22 protein-coding genes are annotated in these 25075 nt (G+C 52.7%); all 22 read right to left on the bottom strand.

Annotated elements, in window-relative coordinates:
- Window positions 1–29: 29 nt before the first annotated feature.
- Window positions 30–836, bottom strand: a complete 807-nt coding sequence (locus DPV68_RS04415; protein ID WP_114165592.1) for a thermonuclease family protein — start codon at window positions 834–836, stop codon at window positions 30–32.
- A gap of 82 nt (window positions 837–918) precedes the next feature.
- The gene (locus DPV68_RS04410) at window positions 919–1878 is read right to left on the bottom strand and encodes an ABC transporter permease (RefSeq protein WP_114165591.1); all 960 of its coding nucleotides are present in this window, start codon (window positions 1876–1878) and stop codon (window positions 919–921) included.
- Entirely contained in the window at window positions 1875–2939 is a 1065-nt protein-coding gene (locus tag DPV68_RS04405; RefSeq protein ID WP_114165590.1) for an ABC transporter permease, read from the bottom strand. The genes DPV68_RS04410 and DPV68_RS04405 overlap by 4 nt, the downstream gene beginning before the upstream one ends.
- The gene (locus DPV68_RS04400; protein WP_114165589.1) at window positions 2936–4462 is read right to left on the bottom strand and encodes an ABC transporter ATP-binding protein; all 1527 of its coding nucleotides are present in this window, start codon (window positions 4460–4462) and stop codon (window positions 2936–2938) included. Before DPV68_RS04400 ends, DPV68_RS04405 begins: the two co-directional genes overlap by 4 nt.
- Window positions 4463–4523: 61 nt before the next feature.
- Complete coding sequence (locus DPV68_RS04395) at window positions 4524–5609, bottom strand: BMP family lipoprotein (protein WP_114165588.1); 1086 nt, start codon at window positions 5607–5609, stop codon at window positions 4524–4526.
- A gap of 126 nt (window positions 5610–5735) precedes the next feature.
- Window positions 5736–6455 (bottom strand): GntR family transcriptional regulator, encoded by a 720-nt coding sequence (locus DPV68_RS04390; RefSeq protein WP_114165587.1) that lies wholly within the window; start codon window positions 6453–6455, stop codon window positions 5736–5738.
- 403 nt (window positions 6456–6858) lie between these two features.
- Window positions 6859–9042 (bottom strand): DNA translocase FtsK, encoded by a 2184-nt coding sequence (locus DPV68_RS04385; RefSeq protein ID WP_114165586.1) that lies wholly within the window; start codon window positions 9040–9042, stop codon window positions 6859–6861.
- 62 nt (window positions 9043–9104) lie between these two features.
- Window positions 9105–10772 (bottom strand): ribonuclease J, encoded by a 1668-nt coding sequence (locus tag DPV68_RS04380; protein ID WP_114165585.1) that lies wholly within the window; start codon window positions 10770–10772, stop codon window positions 9105–9107.
- Between the two features lie 95 nt (window positions 10773–10867).
- Window positions 10868–11521, bottom strand: a complete 654-nt coding sequence (locus tag DPV68_RS04375) for a M15 family metallopeptidase (protein WP_114165584.1) — start codon at window positions 11519–11521, stop codon at window positions 10868–10870.
- The gene (locus tag DPV68_RS04370; RefSeq protein WP_114165583.1) at window positions 11518–12771 is read right to left on the bottom strand and encodes a lipid II:glycine glycyltransferase FemX; all 1254 of its coding nucleotides are present in this window, start codon (window positions 12769–12771) and stop codon (window positions 11518–11520) included. Before DPV68_RS04370 ends, DPV68_RS04375 begins: the two co-directional genes overlap by 4 nt.
- A gap of 3 nt (window positions 12772–12774) precedes the next feature.
- Complete coding sequence (locus DPV68_RS04365) at window positions 12775–14235, bottom strand: UDP-N-acetylmuramoyl-L-alanyl-D-glutamate--2,6-diaminopimelate ligase (protein ID WP_232819492.1); 1461 nt, start codon at window positions 14233–14235, stop codon at window positions 12775–12777.
- Window positions 14236–14318: 83 nt separating this feature from the next.
- A complete protein-coding gene (locus tag DPV68_RS04360; protein ID WP_114165581.1) occupies window positions 14319–15536 on the bottom strand; it encodes a M16 family metallopeptidase in 1218 nt (405 codons plus the stop codon).
- A gap of 50 nt (window positions 15537–15586) precedes the next feature.
- Complete coding sequence (pnp, locus tag DPV68_RS04355; protein WP_114165580.1) at window positions 15587–17803, bottom strand: polyribonucleotide nucleotidyltransferase; 2217 nt, start codon at window positions 17801–17803, stop codon at window positions 15587–15589.
- 132 nt (window positions 17804–17935) lie between these two features.
- Complete coding sequence (rpsO, locus tag DPV68_RS04350) at window positions 17936–18205, bottom strand: 30S ribosomal protein S15 (protein ID WP_016508254.1); 270 nt, start codon at window positions 18203–18205, stop codon at window positions 17936–17938.
- 124 nt (window positions 18206–18329) lie between these two features.
- A complete protein-coding gene (locus DPV68_RS04345; RefSeq protein WP_114165579.1) occupies window positions 18330–19256 on the bottom strand; it encodes a bifunctional riboflavin kinase/FAD synthetase in 927 nt (308 codons plus the stop codon).
- 15 nt (window positions 19257–19271) lie between these two features.
- A complete protein-coding gene (truB, locus tag DPV68_RS04340) occupies window positions 19272–20180 on the bottom strand; it encodes a tRNA pseudouridine(55) synthase TruB (RefSeq protein ID WP_114165625.1) in 909 nt (302 codons plus the stop codon).
- A gap of 48 nt (window positions 20181–20228) precedes the next feature.
- Complete coding sequence (gene rbfA / locus DPV68_RS04335) at window positions 20229–20579, bottom strand: 30S ribosome-binding factor RbfA (RefSeq protein WP_021067161.1); 351 nt, start codon at window positions 20577–20579, stop codon at window positions 20229–20231.
- 18 nt (window positions 20580–20597) lie between these two features.
- The gene (infB, locus tag DPV68_RS04330; RefSeq protein WP_114165578.1) at window positions 20598–22817 is read right to left on the bottom strand and encodes a translation initiation factor IF-2; all 2220 of its coding nucleotides are present in this window, start codon (window positions 22815–22817) and stop codon (window positions 20598–20600) included.
- A gap of 21 nt (window positions 22818–22838) precedes the next feature.
- Complete coding sequence (locus DPV68_RS04325) at window positions 22839–23135, bottom strand: YlxQ family RNA-binding protein (RefSeq protein WP_021067159.1); 297 nt, start codon at window positions 23133–23135, stop codon at window positions 22839–22841.
- Window positions 23132–23404, bottom strand: coding sequence for an RNase P modulator RnpM (gene rnpM / locus DPV68_RS04320; protein ID WP_114165577.1), 273 nt, complete (start codon window positions 23402–23404; stop codon window positions 23132–23134). The genes DPV68_RS04325 and rnpM overlap by 4 nt, the downstream gene beginning before the upstream one ends.
- A 2-nt stretch (window positions 23405–23406) precedes the next feature.
- Window positions 23407–24573 carry a transcription termination factor NusA gene (gene nusA / locus DPV68_RS04315; RefSeq protein ID WP_114165576.1) on the bottom strand — a complete coding sequence of 389 codons (1167 nt, stop codon included), beginning with the start codon at window positions 24571–24573 and terminating at the stop codon, window positions 23407–23409.
- Window positions 24574–24585: 12 nt separating this feature from the next.
- The gene (gene rimP / locus DPV68_RS04310; protein WP_034777274.1) at window positions 24586–25056 is read right to left on the bottom strand and encodes a ribosome maturation factor RimP; all 471 of its coding nucleotides are present in this window, start codon (window positions 25054–25056) and stop codon (window positions 24586–24588) included.
- Between the last annotated feature and the right edge of the window lie 19 nt (window positions 25057–25075).

The raw sequence follows: 25075 nt of genomic DNA, 5'->3' as shown, positions 1-25075 counted from the left end.
GTGTGCCCTAAGAGCGCACATGTCTTTTTTTATCGCGTCGCTTTGCGGAAACCGGCATCCCGCGCCTCTTCTTCAGTACAGAACATCTCTTCCGGGATCGTGCGCTCATAGCTCGCCCCGCCCGGAACGTGATAGATTTTCTCTCCGTCTCGATTGATATTCCCTTTGATGTCACACCCGTCCGTCTCTTGGCTCGGTCGGGCCGGCTCGGTCGCCTCGTGGTCGAAGCCGGTGCCGGTCACATAGTCCTCGAGACTCCAAATACCAAGCAAATCTTGACGCGCGGCCCGCTCGACTTCCCGGAACGCATCGACGTGTTGCGTGTTCGGCGCATACACATAGGCGACACGCGCCAACCCGCGGCGCAGTAATTCCTCGTTCAGCATCGCTTCGTCATACCAGACGTAAGCGAGTGTGCGTTGATAACGATCGTAGCGCCCGACGTCATACTCGAGCGTGATCGTATCCCCTTCCGGCAACCAGCGCTCGACGAACGATTTCGCATCTTCCCCGAACGGTTGGACCGGTAGCGTCGGATGGCTCGTCTCCGGCGTATCGACGAGCAGGAGACGAATCGACTCGGTCGCCCCGTTCTCGAACTCAACTTTGAGCGTGTCACCGTCGATGACGCGATCGAGCGTGACCGTCTCGGTCTTTCCGAGCGGCCGTGCGACTTGTGGCGTGACCGACGCCGACGGAAAGTCAGCCTCGAGTTCGACGAGTGACTCCGGCGGGTCGATTTGTTCGGCGAACCAGTCGTCGATGGAGCAGCCGGCGAGCGAGACGCTCAGCACGACAGCGATCAGCAGTTGCCACCATTTTTTCAATTGTCTCACCTCTACACCAGTATAACAAAAAAGGTTGTTTGACTTAAGCGTCAAACAACCTGGATGAAATGGACATTTGTCCTTTTGAAGATTAGCGTTTCCCTTTAATATATGGGATACCGACCGATTTCGGTGCATCCGCACGTCCGACGACACCTGCGAGGGCGAGGATCGTGAGCGCGTAAGGCGCAATCAAGAGCAACACTTGCGGGACGTTGCTGATGACCGGCAAGTTGCTGCCGATAATTGACAACGCTTGGGCGAATCCGAAGAAGAGACCGGCACCGAGCGCGCCGAGCGGATTCCACTTCCCGAAAATCATGGCGGCGATGGCCAAGAAACCTTGACCGACGATCGTCGTCCCGCTGAAGTTCGTCGTGACGGTGACAGCGTACACCGCACCAGCAAGTCCACCGAACGCACCCGAGAGCATGACGCCCATGAAGCGCATTTTCGTGACATTGATCCCCATCGTGTCAGCCGCCATCGGATGTTCCCCGACCGAACGGAGACGAAGACCGAACGGTGTCTTGAAGATGACGAACCAGACGACGAACGCGAGAAGGATCGCGATGAACGACGTGTACTGTACGTTGATGAAGAACATGCGAAGGACCGGGATATCCGATAAAATCGGCACGTTCTCTTTCGCGATCCGATACTCGATGAAGTCGGTCTGCCCTTTGTTGTATAGCACACGGACGACGAAGATGGCGAGTCCGATCGCGAGCATGTTGATCGCGACCCCGAGCACTGTCTGGTCAGCGCGCCAAAGGATGGCCGGCACGGCCAAGAAGAGCGAGAAGAGCGCACCGACGACCATGGCAATCAGGAGTGAAATCCATGGGCTGAGGCCGCCGAGCCCCATATCCGTCAACGTGAGCGTCGTGATGATTCCTGTCGCGGCACCGATGACCATGATGCCTTCTAAGGCGATGTTGACGACACCCGAACGTTCACTGAAAATACCGCCGAGCGCCGCGATGATGAGTGGAGTCGCATAGGCCAACGCGACCGGAACGACGATATAGAGGACTTCTAAGAAGCTCATTTTTTCTCCACTCCTTTCTTACGATTTCCTTTGAATTTATCAATCACGTAGTTAAAGGCGTAACCTGACGCCACGAAGATGACGATTGCGGCGATGATGACTTTGACGAGCTCTGACGGGATGTTCGCCCCGAGTTGCATCGCAAGTCCACCGATATTTAGGCCCGCGAACAAGATGGCTGCCAAGACGACACCGATGGCCGTGTTCGCCCCGAGGAGCGCGACGGCGATCCCGTCGAAACCGACACCTGTGAACGACGCACTGAGCGTCATGCCGTTAAATGTTCCGAGACCTTCCATCGCTCCAGCCAGTCCGGCGAACATACCTGAGATGACGAACGAGAGAATGATATTGCGGTTGACGCTCATCCCGGCATATTGTGAGGCATGCTTGTTGAAACCGACGGCGCGAAGCTCATACCCGAGCGTCGTCCGTTGCAAGATGTAGTAATAGACGATGGCCGCGAGCACGGCGATGAGGACACCCCAGTGCAAGCGTGAAAACTGCGTCAATTCTTGAAGCCATGGTGAGGCGAGCGACGCCGACTCGTTGATCGACTCCGTCCGCTCGTTCGTTACTCCGATGACGCTGCGCAAAATCGCGTTCGTCGTGTAGAGCGCGATATAGTTCATCATAATCGATGTGATAACTTCGTGGACGTGGAACTTGGCTTTCAAGAAACCAGGCACGAACGCCCATGCGGCTGCTGCGAGCATCGCCGCGAGAATTGCGAGCGGCAAGTGGATGAACATCGGCAAATCAAAGTTGATTCCGACATAAACAGCTGCCACCCAGCCAATCAATACTTGGCCTTCGACCCCGATGTTGAACAGGCCGGTCCGGAACGCGAACGCGACGGCCAAACCTGAGAAGACGAGCGGCGCCGCGGCGCGAAGCGTCTCGCCGATCGCATACGGGCTACCGACCATGCCTTCAAACAACGACGAGAATCCACGAATCGGGTCATAACCACCGATGAGCATGACGATCGCCCCGACGAGCAGCCCCATTAAAATCGACAAGAGTGGAATCAGCAGTCGATTAAAGTTTAACTTATTCATACTGTTTCTTCTCCTCTCTTACCGCCGGCCATCAAGAAGCCGAGTTCTTGCTCGGTCGTCTCTTTCGGATCACGAATCCCGACGATCTTCCCTTCATATAAGACCGCGACTCGGTCCGCGACGTGTAAAATCTCTTCGAGCTCAAACGAAATCAACAAGACGGCGCGTCCTTTTTCACGTTCTTTAATGAGCTGTTCATGAATGAATTCGATGGCCCCGACGTCAAGACCGCGTGTCGGTTGGGCCGCAATCAACAAGTCAGGCGACCGATCGACTTCGCGGGCGATGATGGCTTTCTGCTGGTTCCCGCCCGACAAGGCACGGGCCGGCACATCGACCGACGGAGTTCGGACGTCAAACTTCTCAATTAACGCTTTCGCTTTTTCAGCAACGGCTTTATAGTTCATCAAACCACGCTTCGAGAACGGTTCTTTATAATACGTTTGGAGGACCATGTTGTCCCGAATCGTGTAATCAAGTACGAGACCGTGTTTGTGACGGTCTTGCGGGATATGACCGACACCAGACTCTGTCACTTTACGTGGCGTGAACCCGGTCACGTCTTTCCCATTCAACAATACTTTTCCAGACTCGGGTTTCTTCAAGCCCGAGATGGCTTCAATCAACTCGGTCTGTCCGTTCCCGTCAATCCCCGCAATCCCAAGGATCTCGCCTGAGCGAATCTGTAAATCCAAGCCGTCGACGGCTTCGAGCCCGCGACTGTCTTTAACGACGAGCTTTTGGACGTCGAGGACGACTTGCTGTGGATCTGCCTTGGAATATTCCGCATTAAAGTTGACTTCACGCCCGACCATCATTTCTGCCAAACGGTCTTCATTGACCGTCTCGTCGATATCAATCGTACCGATATAACGTCCACGACGGATGACCGTACAGCGATCGGCAACTTGCATAATCTCTTTCAGCTTATGCGTGATCAAGACGATCGATTTACCTTCTTCAATCAGACGCTTCATGATTTGAATGAGTTCTTGAATCTCTTGCGGCGTCAGTACAGCGGTTGGCTCATCGAAGATTAAAATCTCGGCTCCGCGATAGAGCGTCTTCAAAATTTCGACCCGTTGTTGCATCCCGACCGAGATATCCTCGATTTTCGCATCTGGATCGATCCGAAGACCATACTGTTCCGAGATGTCCATGACTTTTTTACGCGCTGTCGCCCGGTCGACCGTCAGTCCACTCTTCGGCTCTGAGCCGAGGATGATGTTCTCGGTCACCGTGAACTTCTCAACGAGCATGAAGTGTTGGTGTACCATACCGATTCCAAGGTCGTTGGCGATGTTCGGATTCTCAATGTTCACTTTCTCCCCGCGCACGCGGATCTCCCCGCCTTCCGGCTGATAAAGACCGAACAGGACGTTCATGAGCGTCGATTTTCCGGCCCCGTTCTCGCCGAGCAACGCATGAATCTCTCCTTTGCGCAATTGGAGGGTGATATTGTCGTTGGCTACGAACGTTCCGAACTCTTTGCGAATATTGAGCATTTCAATTACATATTCCAAGAAAGTCCACCCCTAACTTTAAGTAAAGGGAGACCGCATGGGTCCCCCCTAACTCAATGAATTATTTTACTGTTTTCATGAACTCTTCGAACTCAGCGTCAGTCGCTGGAGCCGTGATGTCTCCGTCGATCAACTGTGTGCGGTACTCTTCAACTTTTGCGAGGACGTCAGCCGAGACGTTTTCGCTTGATGTTTCAGCGATCCCTACACCATCGTCTTTCAAAGAGAACTCAACGATTTCGCCTGCTGGGAACTTATCTTCCATCGCAAGTTTCGATACTTCGTAAGTAGCCGTGTCAACACGTTTGACCATTGAAGTAAGCGTTACGTTTTCTGGAAGACCTTCTTCGTATTGGTCACGGTCAACACCGATGACCCATACATCTTCGCCGTTCTTCTTACGGTTTTTCGCTTCTGTGAATACCCCAACCCCAGTACCGCCTGCTGCGTGGTACACGATATCAGAGCCTGCTCCGTACATACCTGAAGCGATGGCTGTCCCTTTTTCAGCTGAGTTGAAGTCTTCAGCGTACTTCACATCGATTGTCGCATCCGGGTTAACGGCCATGACGCCAGCTTTATAACCGTTCTCGAACTTCTTGATCAAGTCAGACTCAACGCCGCCGACAAATCCAACTTTGTCAGTTTTCGTAGTAAGACCAGCAACAACACCGACGAGGAACGAACCTTCTTGCTCTTTGAACGTGATCGATGCGACGTTCGGTGCATCCACGACCATGTCGACAATCGCGAAGTTGTTGTCTGGGAACTGCTCAGCCACTTTTTGGATGTCTTCGCCCATCAAGAAGCCGATTCCGTAAATCAAGTTGAAGTTATCGCGCGCCAATTGTTGCAAGTTTGGCTGATAATCCGCTTGTTTTGAAGATTGAAGATATTTGAAGCCTTCGTTTTCTGTCAAGTTGTTGTCTTCCCCGAACTTCGTGAGACCTTCCCAAGCTGATTGGTTGAACGACTTATCGTCAACGCCGCCTGTATCAGTTACCATTGCTACTTTGAAGTTGCTGCCTTCGCCGCCGCCTTCGCCGTTTGAAGCCCCTTCATTGTCATCCCCGCCACATGCTGCGAGTACAGTCGAGAGAGTGAGACCTGCTGCTAAAGCTGAAAGAATCGTTTTTTTCTTGTTCATCGTCGTGTTTCCCCTTTCGGATCATAACAATTAAGGTTGTCATGTCATCAGTAGTCTTGACACCGGTATAAGAAAGCGCTTTCACGCTATTCCCCAAAAATAACCTTTTCGATTAAACGAACGTGCTTAGACGCGTTTTCTTACGACGTGGAAGTCGAAGCGGTCCGCTCGGAAAAAGTTCGCCGAATCGAGCAGCGGTAAGTCGCTCTCATCGTAATGCAATTGCTTTAATGCCAGTAACGGTTGGTCCGTTTGAAGTTGTGTCGAAATTTCAGCGTTCACACTCGGCTCGATGTGCGTGATCGCATATGCGACCCGACGTCCTACCTCTATTTCGAGCGCATCAAACAACGATTTACCTTCCGTCAACGCCGTCGGATTCGAGACGAGATGAGCTGGGATTTTATCAACACAGTAGACGACTGGTGTCTCATCCGCATATCGAATCCGGACGATCCGATAAATCGGTGAGTTCGGTTCGATTTTCAAACGCTCGGCTTCCCTCTCGGTCGCTAGAACCTTTTCGGCCACCAACACTTTCGTTCCTGGTGTCATTTTGGCACGCATAATCATGTCCGTGACGCTGAACAGTTCTTCAATCCCCGAAGTGAACGGGGGTTTCGAACTGATGAATGTCCCGACGCCATGTTTTCGCACGACAAATTTCTCGTCTTCGAGAATACGAAGCGCTTCTCGGAGCGTCGCTCGACTGACTCCTAGTTGCTTCGACAACTCGAATTCTGAAGGAAGTTTCTCTCCTTCACGATAGACACCATCGTCGATATCTTGCTTGATTTTCTCAATCACGCGAAGATAGAGCAAGCGATGATCGAGTTTGATCGACATGGGCCTCACCACCTTTACCTATTTCTTACCAGTGCTCAGACATCTGACGTATGAATGTCCTTGCCAATATTAAGTATAGGGATATGAGAAATAGAACGCAATACTTTTTGTTCGGAATCAGGGAAATATTTTAAAGTGAAGGGATAAGACATACCTCTTAGTCTATATTACCTGTTATCTAGCCGATTGAAAAGAAGCCGTAATATGTAAACGGTATTAAAAAATGAAAGCGGTTCAATGAATTCATTAGTATGTCTTAATGAATCGATTAGGTCAGATGTGCTATATTAGTTCATCTAAAGATGACTTTGATTTTGGTCATCCTGATTGAACCATCTTTAATCAGATTAAATAAAAAACGAACAATTGAGAAATAAAATTTCTAATTGTTCGTTTTTTATTCTTATGATTCTGGTTGGTTGATTAGCACTTTCCTAGGCTTCGAGCCTTCAGACGGGCCGACATATCCAGCTTGTTCGAGTGAATCGATCAAGCGGGCGGCCCGGTTATACCCGATGCGGAATCTTCGTTGAATCATCGAGGTCGAAGCCGTCTCCTGTGTCAAAATGAATTGAACGACTTCCTCGAACAGTGAATCGTCCGAATCGATGGTCGTGACTTCTTCTTCTTTCGGCATCATGGCCTCGACGTATTGGGCCCGTTGCTGAGCAATGACATGGTTGACGACCGTTTCGACTTCTTGGTCCGATACGAACGCGCCTTGCACACGAATTGGTTTGTTCATTCCGTTGGCGAGCATGAGCATGTCACCACGTCCGAGCAGTTTCTCAGCCCCGCCTCCGTCGAGGATGGTCCGTGAATCCGTCTGTGACGAGACGGCGAACGCGATTCGCGACGGGATGTTCGCTTTGATGACGCCTGTGATCACGTCGACGGACGGACGTTGGGTGGCAAGCACCATATGGATTCCCGCTGCCCGAGCCATCTGAGCGAGACGCATGATGGCGTCCTCGACGTCGTTCGAGGCAACCATCATCAAGTCGGCGAGCTCATCGACGATGACGACGATGAACGGCAGACGTTTCGCGTCCTCATCGTCAGACTTATCGACGAGTTCGTTATACCCTTCGATATTCCGGACGCCGTAGCGGCTGAACAGCTCGTAGCGTCGTTCCATCTCAGCAACGACTTGTTTGAGCGCTTGGGCCGCTTTCTTTGGATCCGTCACGACCGGTGTCAACAAATGCGGGACACCGTTATAGACGTTCAACTCGACCATTTTCGGGTCGATCATCATGAGACGGACCTCATCGGGACGGGTTCGCATCAAGAGCGACACAATCATCCCGTTGATACAGACCGATTTCCCGGAACCGGTCGACCCGGCGACGAGTAAGTGCGGCATCTTGTTCAAGGCGATCGTCACCGTCTCGCCACTGATGCTACGTCCGAGCGCGACGAGAAGCGGTGACTGTTCCCGCTTGACCGGGTCGGCCTCGAGCACTTCACGGAGACAGACGGGTGCCACTTCTTGGTTCGGGACTTCAATCCCAATCGCCGCCTTCCCAGGGATCGGCGCCTCGATGCGGATATCCTTCGCGGCGAGCGCGAGGGCGAGGTCATCACTGAGCGAGGTAATGCGGCTCACTTTGACTCCGATATCCGGCTGCAGTTCATATTTCGTCACGGTCGGACCAAGGTGAATCTTTAATACCTTCACGCCGACACCGAACGATTTGAGTGTTTGGACGAGTTTCGTCGCGTTCGCTTTCAGTCGGGCATTCTCGCCGGACAAATCGGTCACGACCGGCTCACTGAGAATCGTGAACGTCGGCAACTCATACGTGTCCGATACTTCTTGTGACGCCGTCATCATCATGTCCTCGGTCGGTAGGTCGGCCACTTCTTCCGTCTGTGCCACCTCATCCGCTTTCGGACGTTTCTCGGCGACGACTTTCTCACTGAACCCGACGATCGGAATGTCGTGCATCGTCACCGCATCTGCTTCAGGTTCGGGTTCAACCAAGGCTGGTGTCAGGTCGACTTTCGCTCGTCCCGCAACCGCCTTCTTCCGATTGGACACTTGGACCGGCTTGACCCGTTCCCGGTCGTGCCACTCTTGTTTGATGGCCATACCCGTCTCAAGCAGTCTAGCCCCGAGTGTCCGCCAAATCGTCGGAGATAGCAGCGAAATGCCGACGATCATGCAGAGGACCCCTAAAAAAATAATGCCGAAATCGGAAAGTAAATATTGGTTGAGTCGATAGAGCGCCCCGTTGACCGCGCCCCGTTTGGCCCCCCATACGAGATCACCGAACATAAGAAACGAGACGAACAGGAACAAGATGCCCGTCCGCTGCATCGGCTGGAACTTGTTTAAAAAGACGAGCAACGTGAACGCGATTACCAAATACGTCAGTGCCCCCCAGCCCCCGAACAGCGTCGTCGCGAAGAGCGACGTCTGATTGCCGACCCATCCGAAATCGAATAGGGAGAAGATGAACGCCGTGATCGATACGACAAATGCGATCCAGCCATATGTATGCAGTGGGATGGGCTGTTTTTTTGCACGTCTCGTCGTCGGTCGCTTCCGCTTTACCGGAGTTTTTCTCGTTTTTTGTGCCACCTTAGATTCCTCCTAAAAAAACGAGGCAAAAGTCTGATGACTTTTGCCTCAATCTCAATTCCTTAAATCTCCATGATGATCGGCAAGATCATCGGACGACGTTTTGTCTGTTCGAACAAGTAGACGCTGAGCCGCTCGCGGATATTTGATTTCAACTCAGTCCAATCACTTCCAGCCTGGAGACTCTTCTCGATCTGTTTCGTGACGATGCGGTTCGCTTCTGAGATCATCTCTTCGGATTCACGCATATAGACGAATCCACGCGAGATGAGTTCAGGTCCTGAAATCAATTTCTTCTGTTTCCGGTTCAACGTGACGACACAGAGGACGACACCGTCTTGTGACAAGAGACGACGATCGCGGAGGACGATGTTGCCGACGTCCCCGACCCCAATCCCGTCAATCAAGACGTTACCGGCTGGTACTTTCCGGGTCATCCGGGCTTTACGTCCCGTAAACTCGACGACATCCCCTTTTTCGATGATGAAGATGTTGTTCGATTTCACACCGACTTGCTCGGCGAGTTTCGAGTGGGCCATCTGCATCCGGTACTCCCCGTGAATCGGAAGGAAGTACTTCGGTTTAACGAGGTTCAGCATGAGCTTGAGTTCTTCGGCCGAACCGTGTCCCGAGACGTGTACTTTCCGTTGGTTATAGATGACGTTCGCTCCTGAGCGGAACAACAGGTCGATCGTCTTCGAGACGGACTTCTCGTTCCCCGGAATCGGTGTCGCCGCGATGACGACCGTGTCGTTCAAGCGGATATTCACTTGTTTATGGGCGTTGCGCGCCATGCGCGTCAAGGCCGCCATTGGCTCACCTTGCGAACCGGTCGTCAAGATGACGACTTTGTTGTCCGGCAAGCGATTCACTTGCGAGAGCTCGACGAGTGTCTTCGGTTTAAAGCGAAGATAGTTGAGCTTTTGCGCCACTTCAACGATATTGACCATGCTGCGTCCGACGACGGCGACTTTGCGGTCGTTCGCCTCGGCTGCCGCGAACACTTGTTGTAGACGGTGCACGTTCGAAGCGAATGACGCGACGATGACGCGACCTTCAGCTTGATAGATGACATCATTCAACTCGGCACCGACGAGCGACTCCGAACCGGTTTGACCCGGACGTTCCGCGTTCGTCGAATCCGACAATAGGCAAAGGACGCCGCGTTGGCCGATCGCTGCCAACTTGTTAAAGTCTGACTGTTTCCCGTCGACCGGCGTGTAATCAAACTTAAAGTCGCCCGTATGTACGATGGCGCCTTGTGACGTTTGGATACAGACCCCGACACAGTCCGGGATCGAGTGGTTGACGCGGAAGAAAGTGATGAAATGATCAGCGATAGTCAATTTCGTTTTGGCGTCAATCAAACGGAGGTCGACTTCTTTCAACAAGCCCGCCTCTTTCAATTTGAGCTCGATCAAACCGAGCGTCAATTTCGTCCCATACACGGGAACGTGCTTCAAATCACGGAGGACGTAGCTGAGCCCACCGATATGGTCTTCGTGACCATGGGTGATGAAAATCGCACGTACCCGATCTTTATTTTCTTTCAAATACGTAATGTCCGGGATGACGATATCAATCCCGAGCATCTCATCGCCTGGGAACATAAGGCCGGCATCGATGACGAAGATGTCGTCGTCTAGTTCCACGACGTACATGTTCTTCCCGATTTCGCCTACGCCTCCAAGCGCAAAGACGCTAACGTTCTCTGTCTTCTTCTTTGACACTAACAAAAACCTCCTAGATGTTGCATATTCTGTTTCGTCCACTTATCGCTACTGAATATTGTATCGGAAAACTGCCCATATGCCAACATTTCCGTTCAATCGACGAGAGGTTTCATCACATCAGCGAGCGGCATCGTCGCTTTGTTGTCCGGGCGTTTCCCGGAAGCAAGCTGACGAATCGACAAGCCGAAGTCCATTTGTAAGTGTGGATAGTCCGGAAAACTTCTCCAATCCCCGCCCCATTCAAAGCCGAGCGCCTTGCCAAGGTTTCCTAACTCTTGCCAATCGGGTTCGCCTGACCGGTTGTGGTCTGACTCCAAATCGTAGTCGGCCCGATTGTCATGGATGATGACGAAGTCGACGGCGAGCCCATAGTTATGGTAGCTCTCGCCCGCTTTGGCGTTCGTCACGACCTGTCCCGGTTTGGTGCGACCTTGAGCGTAGAGCGCATTCTGCTCATCAGCCGAACGATAACCTGACGTCAGACGTACCTCGAGGCCAAGGCATGAGTAGGCCAAGCGTACGAACGACTCGCTTCGCTCACGGACATGCGGATGCAGCTTTGCGAACGCCTTTTCACTGCGCTCGACGATGACGTTTTCTGAGCGCGGGTTGCGTTCACACATCCCCGCCTCAAATGTCGGTTCATCGACCCACGGCATCGGGCCCGGACGTGACAACGTGTACGCTAAAAAGATTCCGACTAGAAACGCCGTCATCGCGAACGTCAAAACGCCGGTCCATTTCATCTGCGCAACCGTTTACGAAGTCCTTTGACAAGCGGTAATCCTGTCTCGAGGGCGAAATAGAGCGGACGATTCAAGACGAGGTCGAACTCGCCGACTTTCTCAATCAAATCGCTTCCCCAGCCCGACTTGAACGCATAAAGCCCTGCATACTCGTCATCAGGCTCCGTGCTACCCGATACGCCACCAAAATCGTAGCGTTCGGCCCCGCTCGCCTTGGCCGCTTGCATCATCGTCCATTGCATGAGGTGGTTCGGCATGAAGTCACGGAACTCGTTCGAAGACGCACCGTACAAGTAATACGAGCGTCGGCCGGCTAACGTCAACAGACCGCCCGATAAGACGAGCCCGTTCGGGTACTCGTCGTGCAACTCGTTCAGTTCCGGCAACGCAGCTTTAATCTTTTCAATCTGTTCGCCCGTCTGCTTTTGACGGTTCAACAGACTTGTCCGTTTCTTCTCGACCGTCTCCGTCTCGAGGGAACGTTCAATCTTGCCGAGGTCACGTTCGGCTTTTTCGAGCGTGGCCATCTGTTGGTCGAGCGCGAGCTTCGGTTCGAGTTTCGTCAAGAACAGACGCGCGTCCCCTGGCTGCAGGCAATCGTATAAGTTCTCGAAGTAATCAAGGCCGCGGATGGCAAAGCCGTCCCGCTCGCCCGTCACTTTCATCAACTCCGCGAACGTCTGGAGACCATCGCGACCGACTTCCGTGCAGACGATTCCTTTTCGTTCTGCCAAACGCACGTTATAGCGGAACTTATGATGGAACTTGCCAAAAATCTCTTTCGCGCTCGGACGCAAGTCCGTCTCCATCGTGAACCGAGGCTGGGCGTAATCGAACCCGCCACCGTATCCTTTATGGGCGAAGCCAAGACTCGACATCTCTGTCAAGAGACCAGGAACTTCATCCCGGTCGATATTCGGGTCGATTTTCACGGTAATCGCTTTATTCGCTTTGGCGACCCGTTTCGCTTCTTCGGTCAACGCGGTCAACGAAGCCACATCGTCATAGTCGACGACGAAACCGCGCGGCGCGTAGCAAAGCGTGAACGGAAGTTTAGGTACGCGTTTGAACAAGAGTAACGCGACCCCGCTCGTCACACCATTGGTCGCGACGGCGATCCGCTCGGCGAACCAGCCGTTTTGTCGTTTGACGTCGGCCCAACTCGAAAGCTGAAGCAAGTCCCCGCGGTCGTGCGTTTTGACGAACTGGTCATGCTCTTTCTCTGTCAAGGTGATCGGTTGTACTGCCATAAATCATATTTCCTCCGTCTTCAAAATTGTCGCTCGGACGATCGCTTCTTCATCTAGCGGAATTTTCTCATTACCGATGATTTGATATTTCTCATGCCCTTTTCCGGCCAACACAACGATATTGTCTGGTTCGGCCAACTGAGCCGCATAACGGACAGCCTCTTCCCGATCCCCGATTTCAACAAAGTTGTCGTGGGTCATTCCGGCGGCGATTCCGCTCGTGATCGAGTCATACGCTTCAAAGCGCGGGTCATCCGTCGTGATGACGACCGTGCCCGCATATTTCGAGGCCATCGCTCCCATCGTCGGACGTTTCGTGACGTCACGATTTCCACCGGTGCCAATCAAGAACACGATTTTCTCTTTCGGGACGCCGACGAGTGACTTCAAGCATTGCTCGATGCCGTCCGGTGTATGCGCATAGTCCGCATACACGTTATAACCCGGCACGTCAAGGCGTTGCATCCGCCCTTTGGCGGGATGAATCGACTCGAGCGCCTGAACGATCTCGGGCAAGCGATAACCGGCGGCAATCAGGCAACCGGTCGCGAGCAAGATGTTATACACGTTGAACCGGCCGATAAATTGAACCGTCAACGGATGGCGCTCGCCTTGATAGTTGAGGCAAAAGCTCGTATCTGACAGCGTCTGAACGATATCTGATGCCGTCACGTCAGCCATTTCGTCAATCGCATACGTAATCACTCGTGCGCCCGTCATCGTCTCATACAACTTGCTGTACGGATCGTCTGCGTTCAACACGGCGACTTTGTGACGCGACGCCATCTGTCCGAGTTGCGCAAACAATAAGCCTTTCGCGCGTGCGTAGTTCTCGAACGTACCGTGGAAATCAAGATGGTCGTGCGTCAAGTTCGTGAAGCCGACGATATCGAAGTCCGTTCCGATGACCCGGCCGAGTTCGAGTCCATGCGATGACACTTCCATCATCACATCGGTGACGCCTTCTTCGCGCATTCGGGCGAGCAACTGTTGCAACTCAGAACTTTGCGGCGTCGTGTTTTTGCTCGGGACGATCGTATCGTTGATGCGGACTTCGACCGTGCCAATTAAGCCGGTGCTATGTCCGAGCTCGGTGAGGACGTCGCGTAAAATGGTCGTCGTCGTCGTCTTGCCATTCGTTCCCGTGATCCCGAACAGACGCATCTGCTCAGACGGATATTGATAGAACACAGACGCCAATAGACCGACTGTACGCATACTGTCACGCACGATCAAATTCGGCACACTAAGAGAGAGTGGTCGTTCACTGACGACAGCGACTGCGCCTTTAGTGACTGCTAAATCAGCGTAGTCGTGACCGTCGACCGTATAGCCTTTAATGGCGACGAAAAGTGTCCCAGGGACGACTTCACGCGAGTCGGTCGTCACATGGGTCACCGTGATGCCTTGTAAGTTTGGTTGATTAATCAATTGGATGTGGTTAGCTAAATCCGTTAAGTTCAAGTCTTTCCCTTCTTTCACCTGTTCCTGTCCAAAGTAAAGAATACCTCTTAATCAGTGTAGAGAACTTACAATTCGGTTTCAAGTCAGTCTTCGGACGGAAGGACATATGATTTGGCAGGGGCGTGGCCGAGCACCTCGCTGATGAGGGCGTTGACGTCATGCGTTTCGATGCGATCGACGTTGTCGAGCACATCGTTCAAGTCTTCGACAAAGTCGAGCAGGACGAGGTTGCGCCCATTACGGTTCATGCGCGCGCTCGTGCTCTCGTTCCCGAGGACGAGCGACCCTTTCAATTGCCGTTTGCCTTTCTCGACCTCTTCGTCGGACAGCCCGTCCGCTTTCAGCGTCTCGAGCTCACGTGTCATGATCGTCTCGACTTGCGTGAGCGTTTCTGGTGAGGTCCCGATATAGATCGTGAACGTGCCGTGATCGTCGAACGTCGTATAGTACGAGTAAATCGAGTAGGCGAGGCCTTCCTCTTCGCGAATCGACTGGAACAGCCGTGACGACATCGTCGCCCCGATCGCATTGTTCAACAATGCCAGATGCGGAAGCCGGTCGTCTTTGGCGGCGATCGCCTCGAAGTTCCAGCACAGATGTGCCTGCTCCGTCTCTTTCTGTTTTTTCACCACGTCGCTATACAAGATCGGCGCCGTCGATTCTTTCGGTGATTCCCCTGTTGGAAGGTCGGCAAACCTTCTCTTGACCGCCTCGACCAACTCGTCCGGCACGTGGCCGGCGATCGAGACGACGACACGGTTGCCCGTATACGTCGAGGCGACGTAGCGGAGCAATTGCTCACGTGATAGGCCGAGGACACTCGTTTCCGTCCCGAGAATCGGCTCGGCGAGGATATCGTCCTTATAGACGGCTTTCGCGAGCAGCTCGTGGACGAGGTCTTCCGGGGTGTCCTCATACATTTTAATCTCTTCTAAGACGACCCGCTTCTCTTTCTCGAGCTCGGTCTCATCAAATAGCGAGTCAAACAGCATATCGGCGAGGGCATCGAAGGCGATGACCGCGTGTTCGTCGAGCGTCTTCACGTAATAGCACGTATGATCTTTCGACGTGAACGCGTTCACGCTTCCGCCAAGTTCATCAAAGAACGACGCAATCTCTTTTGCGGTTCGTGTCTTTGTTCCTTTAAACAACATATGTTCAATCAAGTGACTGATGCCGATCTCGGTCATGTCTTCGGTCCGGGTGCCGGCTTTGATGAAGACGCCGGTCGACGTGCTGCGCACATCCGCCATCGGTTCAATCACGATGCGGACGCCGTTGTCTAATGTGATCCATTCCATGTTATCACTCCTATGAAAAAGGCCATCGCACCAGACGATGGCCATCATGTTTAGTTTGTCGAGCGTGGCGGACGACGGTCTCCGTCACGACGCGGCGGACGGCTGTCACGTGGTGGACGGCTTTCGCGCTGCGCTTTGCGTTTGGCTTCATATGCTTCGCGTTCTTCCGGTGACAATCCTTCCAGGATCAGCACTTTGTGCGAAGCGTTGACTCGGCCTTTGTCATCGATTTCCGTCACGCGGACTTTAATTGTATCGCCGAGTTTAACGACGTCTTCAACGTTCGCGACACGCTCTAAGCTGAACTCAGAGACGTGGACAAGCGCGTCCTTGCCTTTGAACAACTCGACGAACGCGCCGAACTTCTCAATACGACGAACGGTCGCATCGAACTCTTCGCCGACGACGACTTCGCGGACGATGTCGCCGATGAGGGCCATTGCCATGTCGATGCCTTCTTGATCGGTCGACGCGATGAAGACGGTACCGTCTTGCTCGATATCGATTTTGACACCCGTTTGGTCGATGATGCTGTTGATCATCTTCCCGCCCGGTCCGATCACGTCGCGGATCTTGTCCGGATTGATCGTCATCGTCACGATTTTCGGGGCATACTTCGACAACTGCGGACGCGGTGCGTCGAGCGTCTCAAGCATATGGTTCAAGATATGGAGACGGCCTGAACGTGCTTGTTCGAGTGCCTCTTCCAAAATCTCACGCGTAATCCCGGCAATTTTGATATCCATTTGGAGCGCCGTGATCCCGTCTTTCGTTCCTGCTACTTTGAAGTCCATGTCGCCAAGATGATCTTCGAGACCTTGGATGTCAGTGAGGACCGTATAGTGTTCGCCTTCCATGATGAGACCCATTGCAATCCCGGCAACCGGTGCCTTGATCGGCACACCTGCGTCCATGAGGGCGAGTGTCGAACCACAGATTGACGCCTGTGAACTCGAACCGTTCGACTCGAGTACTTCCGAGACGAGACGAATCGTGTACGGGAAGTCGGCTTCTTTCGGGATGATTGGAAGAAGTGCACGTTCTCCGAGGGCACCGTGACCGATTTCACGACGACCTGGCGCACGCACCGGACGAGCTTCTCCGACCGAGAACGGCGGGAAGTTATAGTGGTGCATGAAGCGCTTGTTCTCTTCTAACCCGATGCCGTCGATGATTTGAGCATCTCCGATGACGCCGAGTGTCGCGACCGACATGACTTGTGTTTGTCCACGTGTGAACAAGCCGACACCGTGGGCGCGTGGCAATAAGCCGGTTTCTGACGCGAGCGGGCGGATGACTTCCGGGCGACGACCGTCCGGACGAACCTTGTCGACCGTGATTAAACGGCGGACTTCGTCTTTGACGAACTTGTTTAAGATGCCAGACACTTCTTTCAACTTGGCTGGTTCGTCAGCGAGCGTTGCTTCATAGGCAGTTACGTATTTGGCAATCACTTCGTTGATGGCTTCGTCACGTGCATGCTTCTCTTCGACTTGGACCGCGGCGTTGATTTCTGGACGAGCTGCTTCGAGCTCAGCCGTCAAAGCGTCATCAAACTTCGATACCGTGTATTCGAACTTCGGTTTCCCGACAGCTTCCACGATTTCTGTTTGGAACGCGACCAATTTCTTGATTTCTTCGTGACCGAACAAAATCGACTCGAGCATGACGTCTTCCGGTACTTCGTTCGCGCCTGCTTCAACCATGTTGATTGCAGTTGCCGTTCCGGCGACTTGGAGTTCGAGGTCCGTCTGTTCGAGCTGAGCCGTCGTCGGGTTGACGACGAACTCACCGTCGACGCGTCCGACTGTCGCTCCGGCGATCGGACCGTCGAACGGGATATCTGAGATCGAGAGTGCGATCGACGTTCCAAGCATACCGGCCATCTCAGCCGAGCAGTCTGGATCGTTCGACATGACGTAAATCATCACTTGAATATCGTGACGGAAGCCGTCCGGGAAAAGCGGACGAATCGGACGGTCGATGAGACGTGATGTCAAAATCGCGTTCTCACCCGGACGTCCTTCCCGACGGAGGAAACCTCCTGGAATTTTACCGACCGAATATAATTTTTCTTCATAGTTGACCGTGAGCGGGAAGAAATCTAAATCCTTCGGCGCTTTCGATGCTGTGACCGTGGCGAGCACGACCGTGTCCCCATAACGGACGAGTGCCGAGCCGTTTGCTTGTTTTGCAAGTTGCCCCACTTCTACAGATAGCGGACGACCGCCCCATTCAGTAGAAAAGACTTGTTTCGTACCTAACATGAACATTCTCCTCTCAAACCTTATCTAGTTTATTATGTAACTCATTCATATGAATGTCTAATGATTTTCCTCCCAAAAAAGAAGAAACGGACTAGGAACAAGTGTCCCAGTCCGTCACATGGTCCGTTCGGATTAACGACGGAGACCAAGGCGTTGAATCAATTCACGGTAACGTGTAACGTCCTTGTTACGAAGGTACGTAAGCAAGTTACGGCGACGTCCAACCATTTTCAAAAGACCGCGACGTGAGTGGTGGTCTTTCTTGTGTGTACGAAGATGTTCGTTCAAAGTGTTGATTTGTTCAGTCAATACTGCAACTTGAACTTCCGGTGAACCAGTGTCACCTTGTTTTGTCGCGTATTCCGCGATGATTTCGTTTTTACGTTCTTTTGAGAGTGCCATTGCCTCTCCACCTCCATTTAATAGAAAATTGCCGCGTTGCCGAGCCGTCGTTGGTGAATCGTCCAGCCAAGCGAAGCGGTGTACTTTGCGTACCAAATTAGGATACCGTACCGCCCATTCAAAGTCAAGACAGGATTGCCCGGGCAGCTGTCTCATCTTGTTTGAGTTGAGCGATAAGCGCGTCGAGTCCGTCGAACGCTCGCTCGTCACGCAAGTAATGCATCCATTCAATCTCGATCAGTTGCCCGTATAGGTCCTCTGAAAAATCGAACAAGTGGCTCTCGATCGAGACGTCCCCGGTCGTATAAAACGTCGGGCGCCGCCCGACGTTCGTCATGGCGTCGAACGTCCGGCCGTCTTGAAGCCGTACACGCGTCGCGTAGACGCCGAGCCGCGGCATGACGTACGACGCGTCCATGACGACGTTCGCCGTCGGGTAACCGATCGTCCGGCCACGGGCGTCACCGTGGATGACTTCCCCACAGATGACGTACGGCGTGCCGAGCAACTCGCTCGCCACATCGACGTCTCCGGCACCGAGCAACTGACGAATCCGCGTCGACGACACTTTTTCGCCGCCGCTCATCTGTTCGGCGACGACCGATGTCGTGAAGCGACCGCGTGCATGATACGGCAACGTCTCCATCGTCCCTTCCCCGAATTTGCCGTACGAGTAGTCAAACCCTGCCGTCACGTGGACCGCACCGGCACCGATTAAATAGTCATCCACGAATTGTTGTGGTGACAAGCTCGCCAACTCTTTCGTGAACGTGATGACGATACACCGTTCGACACCGAGTCCGGCAATCCGGTCCAATTTCCGCTGGAGCGGTGTGATATACCGGACCGCATCCGGTTTGTTCGATAGCACTTGTTTCGGGTGCGGGTCGAACGTGATCACGGTCACAGGAACGTCGAGCTGTGTCGCTTGCGTCTGCGCATGCCGAATCACGGCCTGATGTCCGGTGTGGACGCCGTCGAAAAATCCGAGGACCATGACCGATGGGACGAGGGTCGGTGTCTCAGGATAAGTCAGATGGATCGTTTCCATACTTCAATCTCCCCTTTAGTCGATGGTCAACATGACCTCGACAGTTGCGTCTGTTGTTCCGTCAAGCCGTCGATAGAGGGCAAGTGGAATTCCTTCTTCATTATAGACAGTAAACAGTTCAAATTCGAGCGAGACGTCGTTCAAACGCCCCCCGTTTCGAATATACCGTTCTCGATTGGCCGGAATCGTCACGGCAGGCCAACGCTTGATGACGTCTTCAAGCGGGATGAGGTGGTTCATGCGCTCCTCGACCGTCTCCATCTCGTTGAGTTGCTGCAACGTGACAGCGGCCGTCTCCTCGAAAGAGCCAGACCGCGTCCGCCGTAGGTCGCTCATATGGGCCGGATAGCCGAGCCTCTCTCCGATTTGGACGGCGAGCGTCCGGATGAATGTCCCTTTGCCGCACTCGACATCGACACGGAAACGGCAGACACCGTCTTCGATGACCGGCTCATTCGTCCGGACGAGGCGACGAATCTCGACGATGCGGCGCGGCCGTTCCACCGTCTGACCTTTCCGGGCGTATTCGTATAATTTCTTTCCGTTCACTTTGACGGCAGAGAAGTACGGTGGGATTTGCTCGATCTTTCCTGTCAACGTCTCGAGGACATGATCGATGTCTGCAGCAGTGAACGCTTCCGGACCGACTTCGCGCCTCTCGACGACTTCGCCATGGGCATCCTCGGTCATCGTCGCCGTCCCGATCGTGATCTCCGCGGCGTAGCGTTTCCCTTCGTCCGTCAAAAAGCGCGACAGTTTCGTCGCCCGACCGAGGCAGATTGGCAACACCCCGGTCACTTCCGGGTCGAGCGTGCCGGTATGTCCGACTTTTTTCGTTTGGAACAATTTACGGAGCTTGAATACACAGTCGTGGCTCGTCATGCCGCTGTCTTTATCTAAAACCAAAACACCTGTTGGTTCCACTTGAATTCCTCCCATCAAAAAAGGGGAGACACGAGTCCCCCCTTCAATTTATTGGTCGTTCCGATTTAAGTCACGAATCAATGAATCGATATGACTACCATATGCGACCGATGAATCGTATTCGAACGACAATTCTGGTGTTTTCCGAAGACGGATGCGGCTACCGATCTCGCGGCGAATAAATGCGCTCGCCTTATCAAGACCAGCTTGCGTTTCAGCCTTCACCGTGGCGTCGTCTCCGAGCACCGTGTAGTAGGCTGTCGCTTGCTGCAAGTCTCCTGTCACGTCGACGCTTGTAATTGTAGCGTTCTTCGTACGTGGGTCGTTGACTTCACGGAGCAAGATATCTGTGATTTCTTTACGCATCTGCTCTGCGACGCGTTGGGCACGAATGTTCATACGTGTTCCCTCCTCGCTTTATTTACGTTCGACTTCTTTCATGATGAACGCTTCAATAACGTCCTCCACTTTGATGTCGTCGAACTTCTCTACTTTAATCCCACACTCGTAGCCTGTCGCGACTTCTTTGACGTCGTCTTTGAAGCGGCGGAGCGTATCGAGTTTTCCTTCGTACACAACAATCCCGTTACGGATGATGCGGACGCCGGCGTCGCGTGAGATTTTACCTTCTGTGACATAACAGCCGGCAATCGTACCGACTTTCGAGACTTTGAAGACGTCACGGACTTCAACCTGTCCAATGATTTCTTCAACGAACTCAGGGTCGAGCATCCCTTTCATCGCGCTCTCGATTTCATCGATTGCGTTATAAATGATGCGGTGCAGACGCATTTCAACATGCTCTTGCTCGGCCATCGACCGGGCGTTACCATCTGGGCGGACGTTGAATCCGATGATGATCGCATTCGCCGCCGAAGCGAGAATGACGTCACCTTCTGTGATGGCACCGACACCTTGGTGGACGATGTTGATTTTGACGCCTGCGACGTCGATTTTGCGGAGTGAACCAGCGAGTGCTTCAGCCGAACCTTGAACGTCTGCTTTGATGATGACGTTCAAGTCTTTGACTTCGCCTTCTTGAATACGGCTGAACAAGTCGTCGAGACTGACTTTAGCCGATTCGCGACGTTGTGATTCGAGGTAACGTTGGTAACGTTTTTCCCCGATCGCACGTGCTTTCTTCTCGTCTTCGAAAACGATGAACTGGTCACCGGCTTGTGGAACATCGTTCAATCCTGTGATCTCGATTGGTGTCGATGGACCGACTTCTTTCACACGACGACCGATATCGTTGACCATGGCCCGGACGCGACCGAACGTGCTACCGACGACGATCGAGTCACCAATCCGGAGTGTCCCGTGTTGAACGAGAAGCGTGGCGACAGGACCGCGACCTTTATCGAGCTTCGCTTCGATGACCGAACCGCGAGCTGGCATTTCAGGCGTCGACTTGTACTCTTCGACTTCTGAAACGAGTAAAATCATCTCGAGCAACTCATCGATTCCCTCGTCTTTCAAAGCTGAGATCGGTACGAAAATCGTTTCGCCGCCCCACTCTTCCGGTACAAGTCCGAACTCTGTCAATTCTTGTTTGACGCGGTCAGGGTTTGCGCCTTCTTTATCCATTTTGTTCACCGCGACGATGATCGGCACGTTTGCCGCTTTCGCGTGTGAGATGGCTTCTTCTGTCTGTGGCATGACGCCGTCATCCGCTGCGACAACGATAATCGCGATATCCGTCACTTCGGCTCCACGGGCACGCATCGTCGTAAAGGCGGCGTGACCTGGTGTATCGAGGAACGTGATCTTTTTATCGTTGACTTCAACTTGATAAGCACCGATGTGCTGCGTGATCCCACCGGCTTCACCAGCGACGACTTTCGTGTTGCGAATCGAGTCAAGAAGGGTTGTCTTACCGTGGTCGACGTGACCCATGATCGTGACGACAGCAGGACGCTCAACAAGTTCGTACTCAGAGAAGTCGATTTCTACTTCTTCAAAGTCCGTCTCATCGATGAGTACTTCTTTCTCGACTTCATAACCGAATTCAGTTGCAAGCAACTCAATCGTCTCGTCATCAAGCGTTTGGTTGATTGTCGCCATGACACCAAGACCCATCAACTTCATGATGATCTCGTTTGGCTTTTTATCCATCTTCGCAGCGAGGTCCGATACGCTGAGGACATCATCGTACTTGATGACGTTGCCCATTTCAGACTCTTGTGCCAAACGAGCCGCTTTACGTTGACTCGTTTTTGAATTTGGATCCGCTTCTAATGGCACGGCTGCTTTCGCAGGTTTGCCTTTGAATTTACCACCGCGCTTTTTGTTGCGGTTGTCGTTGCGGTTGTTGCCGAAGCGATTGCCACCACGGTTGCCCGCTTGGTTGCTTTGACCGCTAGACGCTTGTGGGCGAGCTTTCGGTGCGTCTTGCTTGGCAGCAGGTTTCGACTCGGTAGCCTTCGTTTCAGCTGGTTTCGTGGCAGCTGGTTTTTCTTGTTTGTCAGCCGAGCGGTATTTCTCAGGGTTGAAGACACGGTCGAGTTGCTTGACCGATTCTTCATCTAAGACAGCCATGTGGTTTTTCACTGGCTTGTTCATTTTCTCGAGCTGAGTAATGACTTGTTTACTTGTTACATTCTGTTCTTTTGCAAATTCATAGACGCGTTTTCCCAAAGCATCCACCTCCGTTAATAGTTAAGAGAGAAGTTGCTTAAGCTTGTTCGCAAATCCGGATTCTGTCACAGACACGACGACTCGCATGTCTTTCCCTAAAGCAGCCCCAATCGTATATCGGTCGCTCACTTCAATCAATGGAACACCATACGATGTACATTTGTCGGTAACCCGTTTTCTCGTAGACGCTCCCGCGTCTCCGGCAAGGATGACAAGTTTGGCTCGGCCAGCTCGCACATCCTTCAACACAAACTCTTCTCCCATCGTTACTTTCCTCGCCCGTGCGGCAAGGCCTAACAATGATTCCCACTGACTCATGATTCGGCTCCTGTGACAGCTTGAAGCAGCTGCTCATAAAGCGTGTCACTCGTCTTTACTTTTAAATGATGATCGAGTGTCCGTTTTTTCTCTGCTAAACGAATCACATCCGCATCTTTCGACAAATACGCTCCACGTCCGTTCAATTTACCGGACATATCGATGACGACGTCACCTTCCGGCGTCCGAACGACACGAATCAACGCTTGTTTCGGTAACATTTCTTGCGTGACCACACATTTGCGCAAAGGAAGTTTCTTTTGCTTCATGGTCATTCCTCTTCTTTCACCGTTGTCGGCTCGAGGGCGACGTCAACCGAGTCAGTCTGTTCCACTTCATTGTGAACAATTTCTGGCTCCGGTTCAACTTTTTCGGCGTACGTATCATACAAGTCCATGCCTTCTGCATCCGTCTCGCTCTTGATATCAATTTTCCATCCCGTCAACTTAGCGGCAAGACGGGCGTTTTGACCGCGTTTCCCGATGGCGAGTGACAATTGATAGTCTGGCACGACGACCGTCGTCGATTTATTCGGTTCATTGACGTACACGTCAACGACTTGGGCCGGACTGAGTGCGTTTTTCACGAACTCTTTCGGGTCGTTCGACCAACGAACGATATCGATTTTCTCACCGTTGAGCTCATCGACAATCGTTTGGACACGTTGCCCTTTCGGACCGACACAAGCGCCGACTGGATCGACGATGTCTGAATGAACGGCAATCTTCGAGCGATCACCCGCTTCGCGTGAGACCGACATGACGTCGACCGTTCCGCTCGCGATTTCTGGCACTTCGAGCTCGAACAAGCGACGTAATAAACCTGGATGCGTCCGCGAGACTTGAATGGCTGCGCCAGAACCTTTCGTCGTCGAATCGACTTTCGTCACGTACACTTTGATACGGTCATGAATCTGGTATGATTCATTCGGCATCTGCTCGTTCGGTGTGAGCACCGCTTCGATATTGTTTTCAAGACCGATATACAAGTTGCGTGGGTCGAACCGCTCCACAATCCCCGTCATGATCTCGTCTTCTTTATCGACGAAGTGGTTATAGATGCGCTCGCGCTCGGCTTCCCGCATCTTTTGCGTGACGACTTGTTTGGCTGTCATCGCCGCGACGCGACCGAAGTCGCTCGGTGTGACTTCTTCTTTATGGAAGTCCCCTAACTCGTAGTTCGGGTCAATCTCATGCGCTTCCTCGAGCGACAATTGTTGCTCGGGATGCGAAAGACGTTCGACGACTTCGAGAAGTGCGAAGACACGAATATCACCGGTCACTTGGTCGAATTCAACTTTTACGTTTTCATTCGGGTTGGCGACGTTTCGACGATATGCCGAAATGAGCGCCTGCTCGAGCGCATCGATGATAATCTCTTTCTCGATTCCTTTTTCGTTAGCAATCTGTTCGATTGTTGTGAGTAATTGTGGCCCCATCTTTACCTCTCCTTAACTAAACGTGACCGCTAGGCGGGCTTGTGCAATTTTGTCTACCGGTAGCGATATCGCTTTTTTTCTTGTCTTGATGCGCGTCTCGACGACGGCCGTCTCGCCGTCATATTCCGTCAAAATGCCTTCGAACTCTTTGGCACCTTCGATCGGGGCAAACGTCTTGATATAGACGTTTTTCCCAATCGCACGTTCAAAGTCGGTCGGCTTTTTCAGCGGTCGCTCGGCACCGGGACTCGAGACGTCAAGATAATAGGCTTGTTCGATCGGATCGCTATCGTTTAGTTTTTCCGAGAGTTGTTCGTTGATGTTGACGCAATCATCTAAATCGACGCCCCCCGGCTTGTCAATATAGACGCGCAAGAACCAATCTGGCCCTTCTTTCACGAATTCGACATCGACCAATTCCATGTTCTCACGCTCCACGATCGGCAACGCGATCGCTTCGACGACTTCTGTTATTTTGGACACTCTCATCCCTCCTTCTGGC

Source organism: Exiguobacterium sp. TNDT2 (assembly GCF_003331145.1).
Lineage (GTDB): Bacteria > Bacillota > Bacilli > Exiguobacteriales > Exiguobacteriaceae > Exiguobacterium.
Note: the sequence above shows the minus strand (reverse complement) of the source record. Positions and strands in the feature narration are given on the sequence as shown.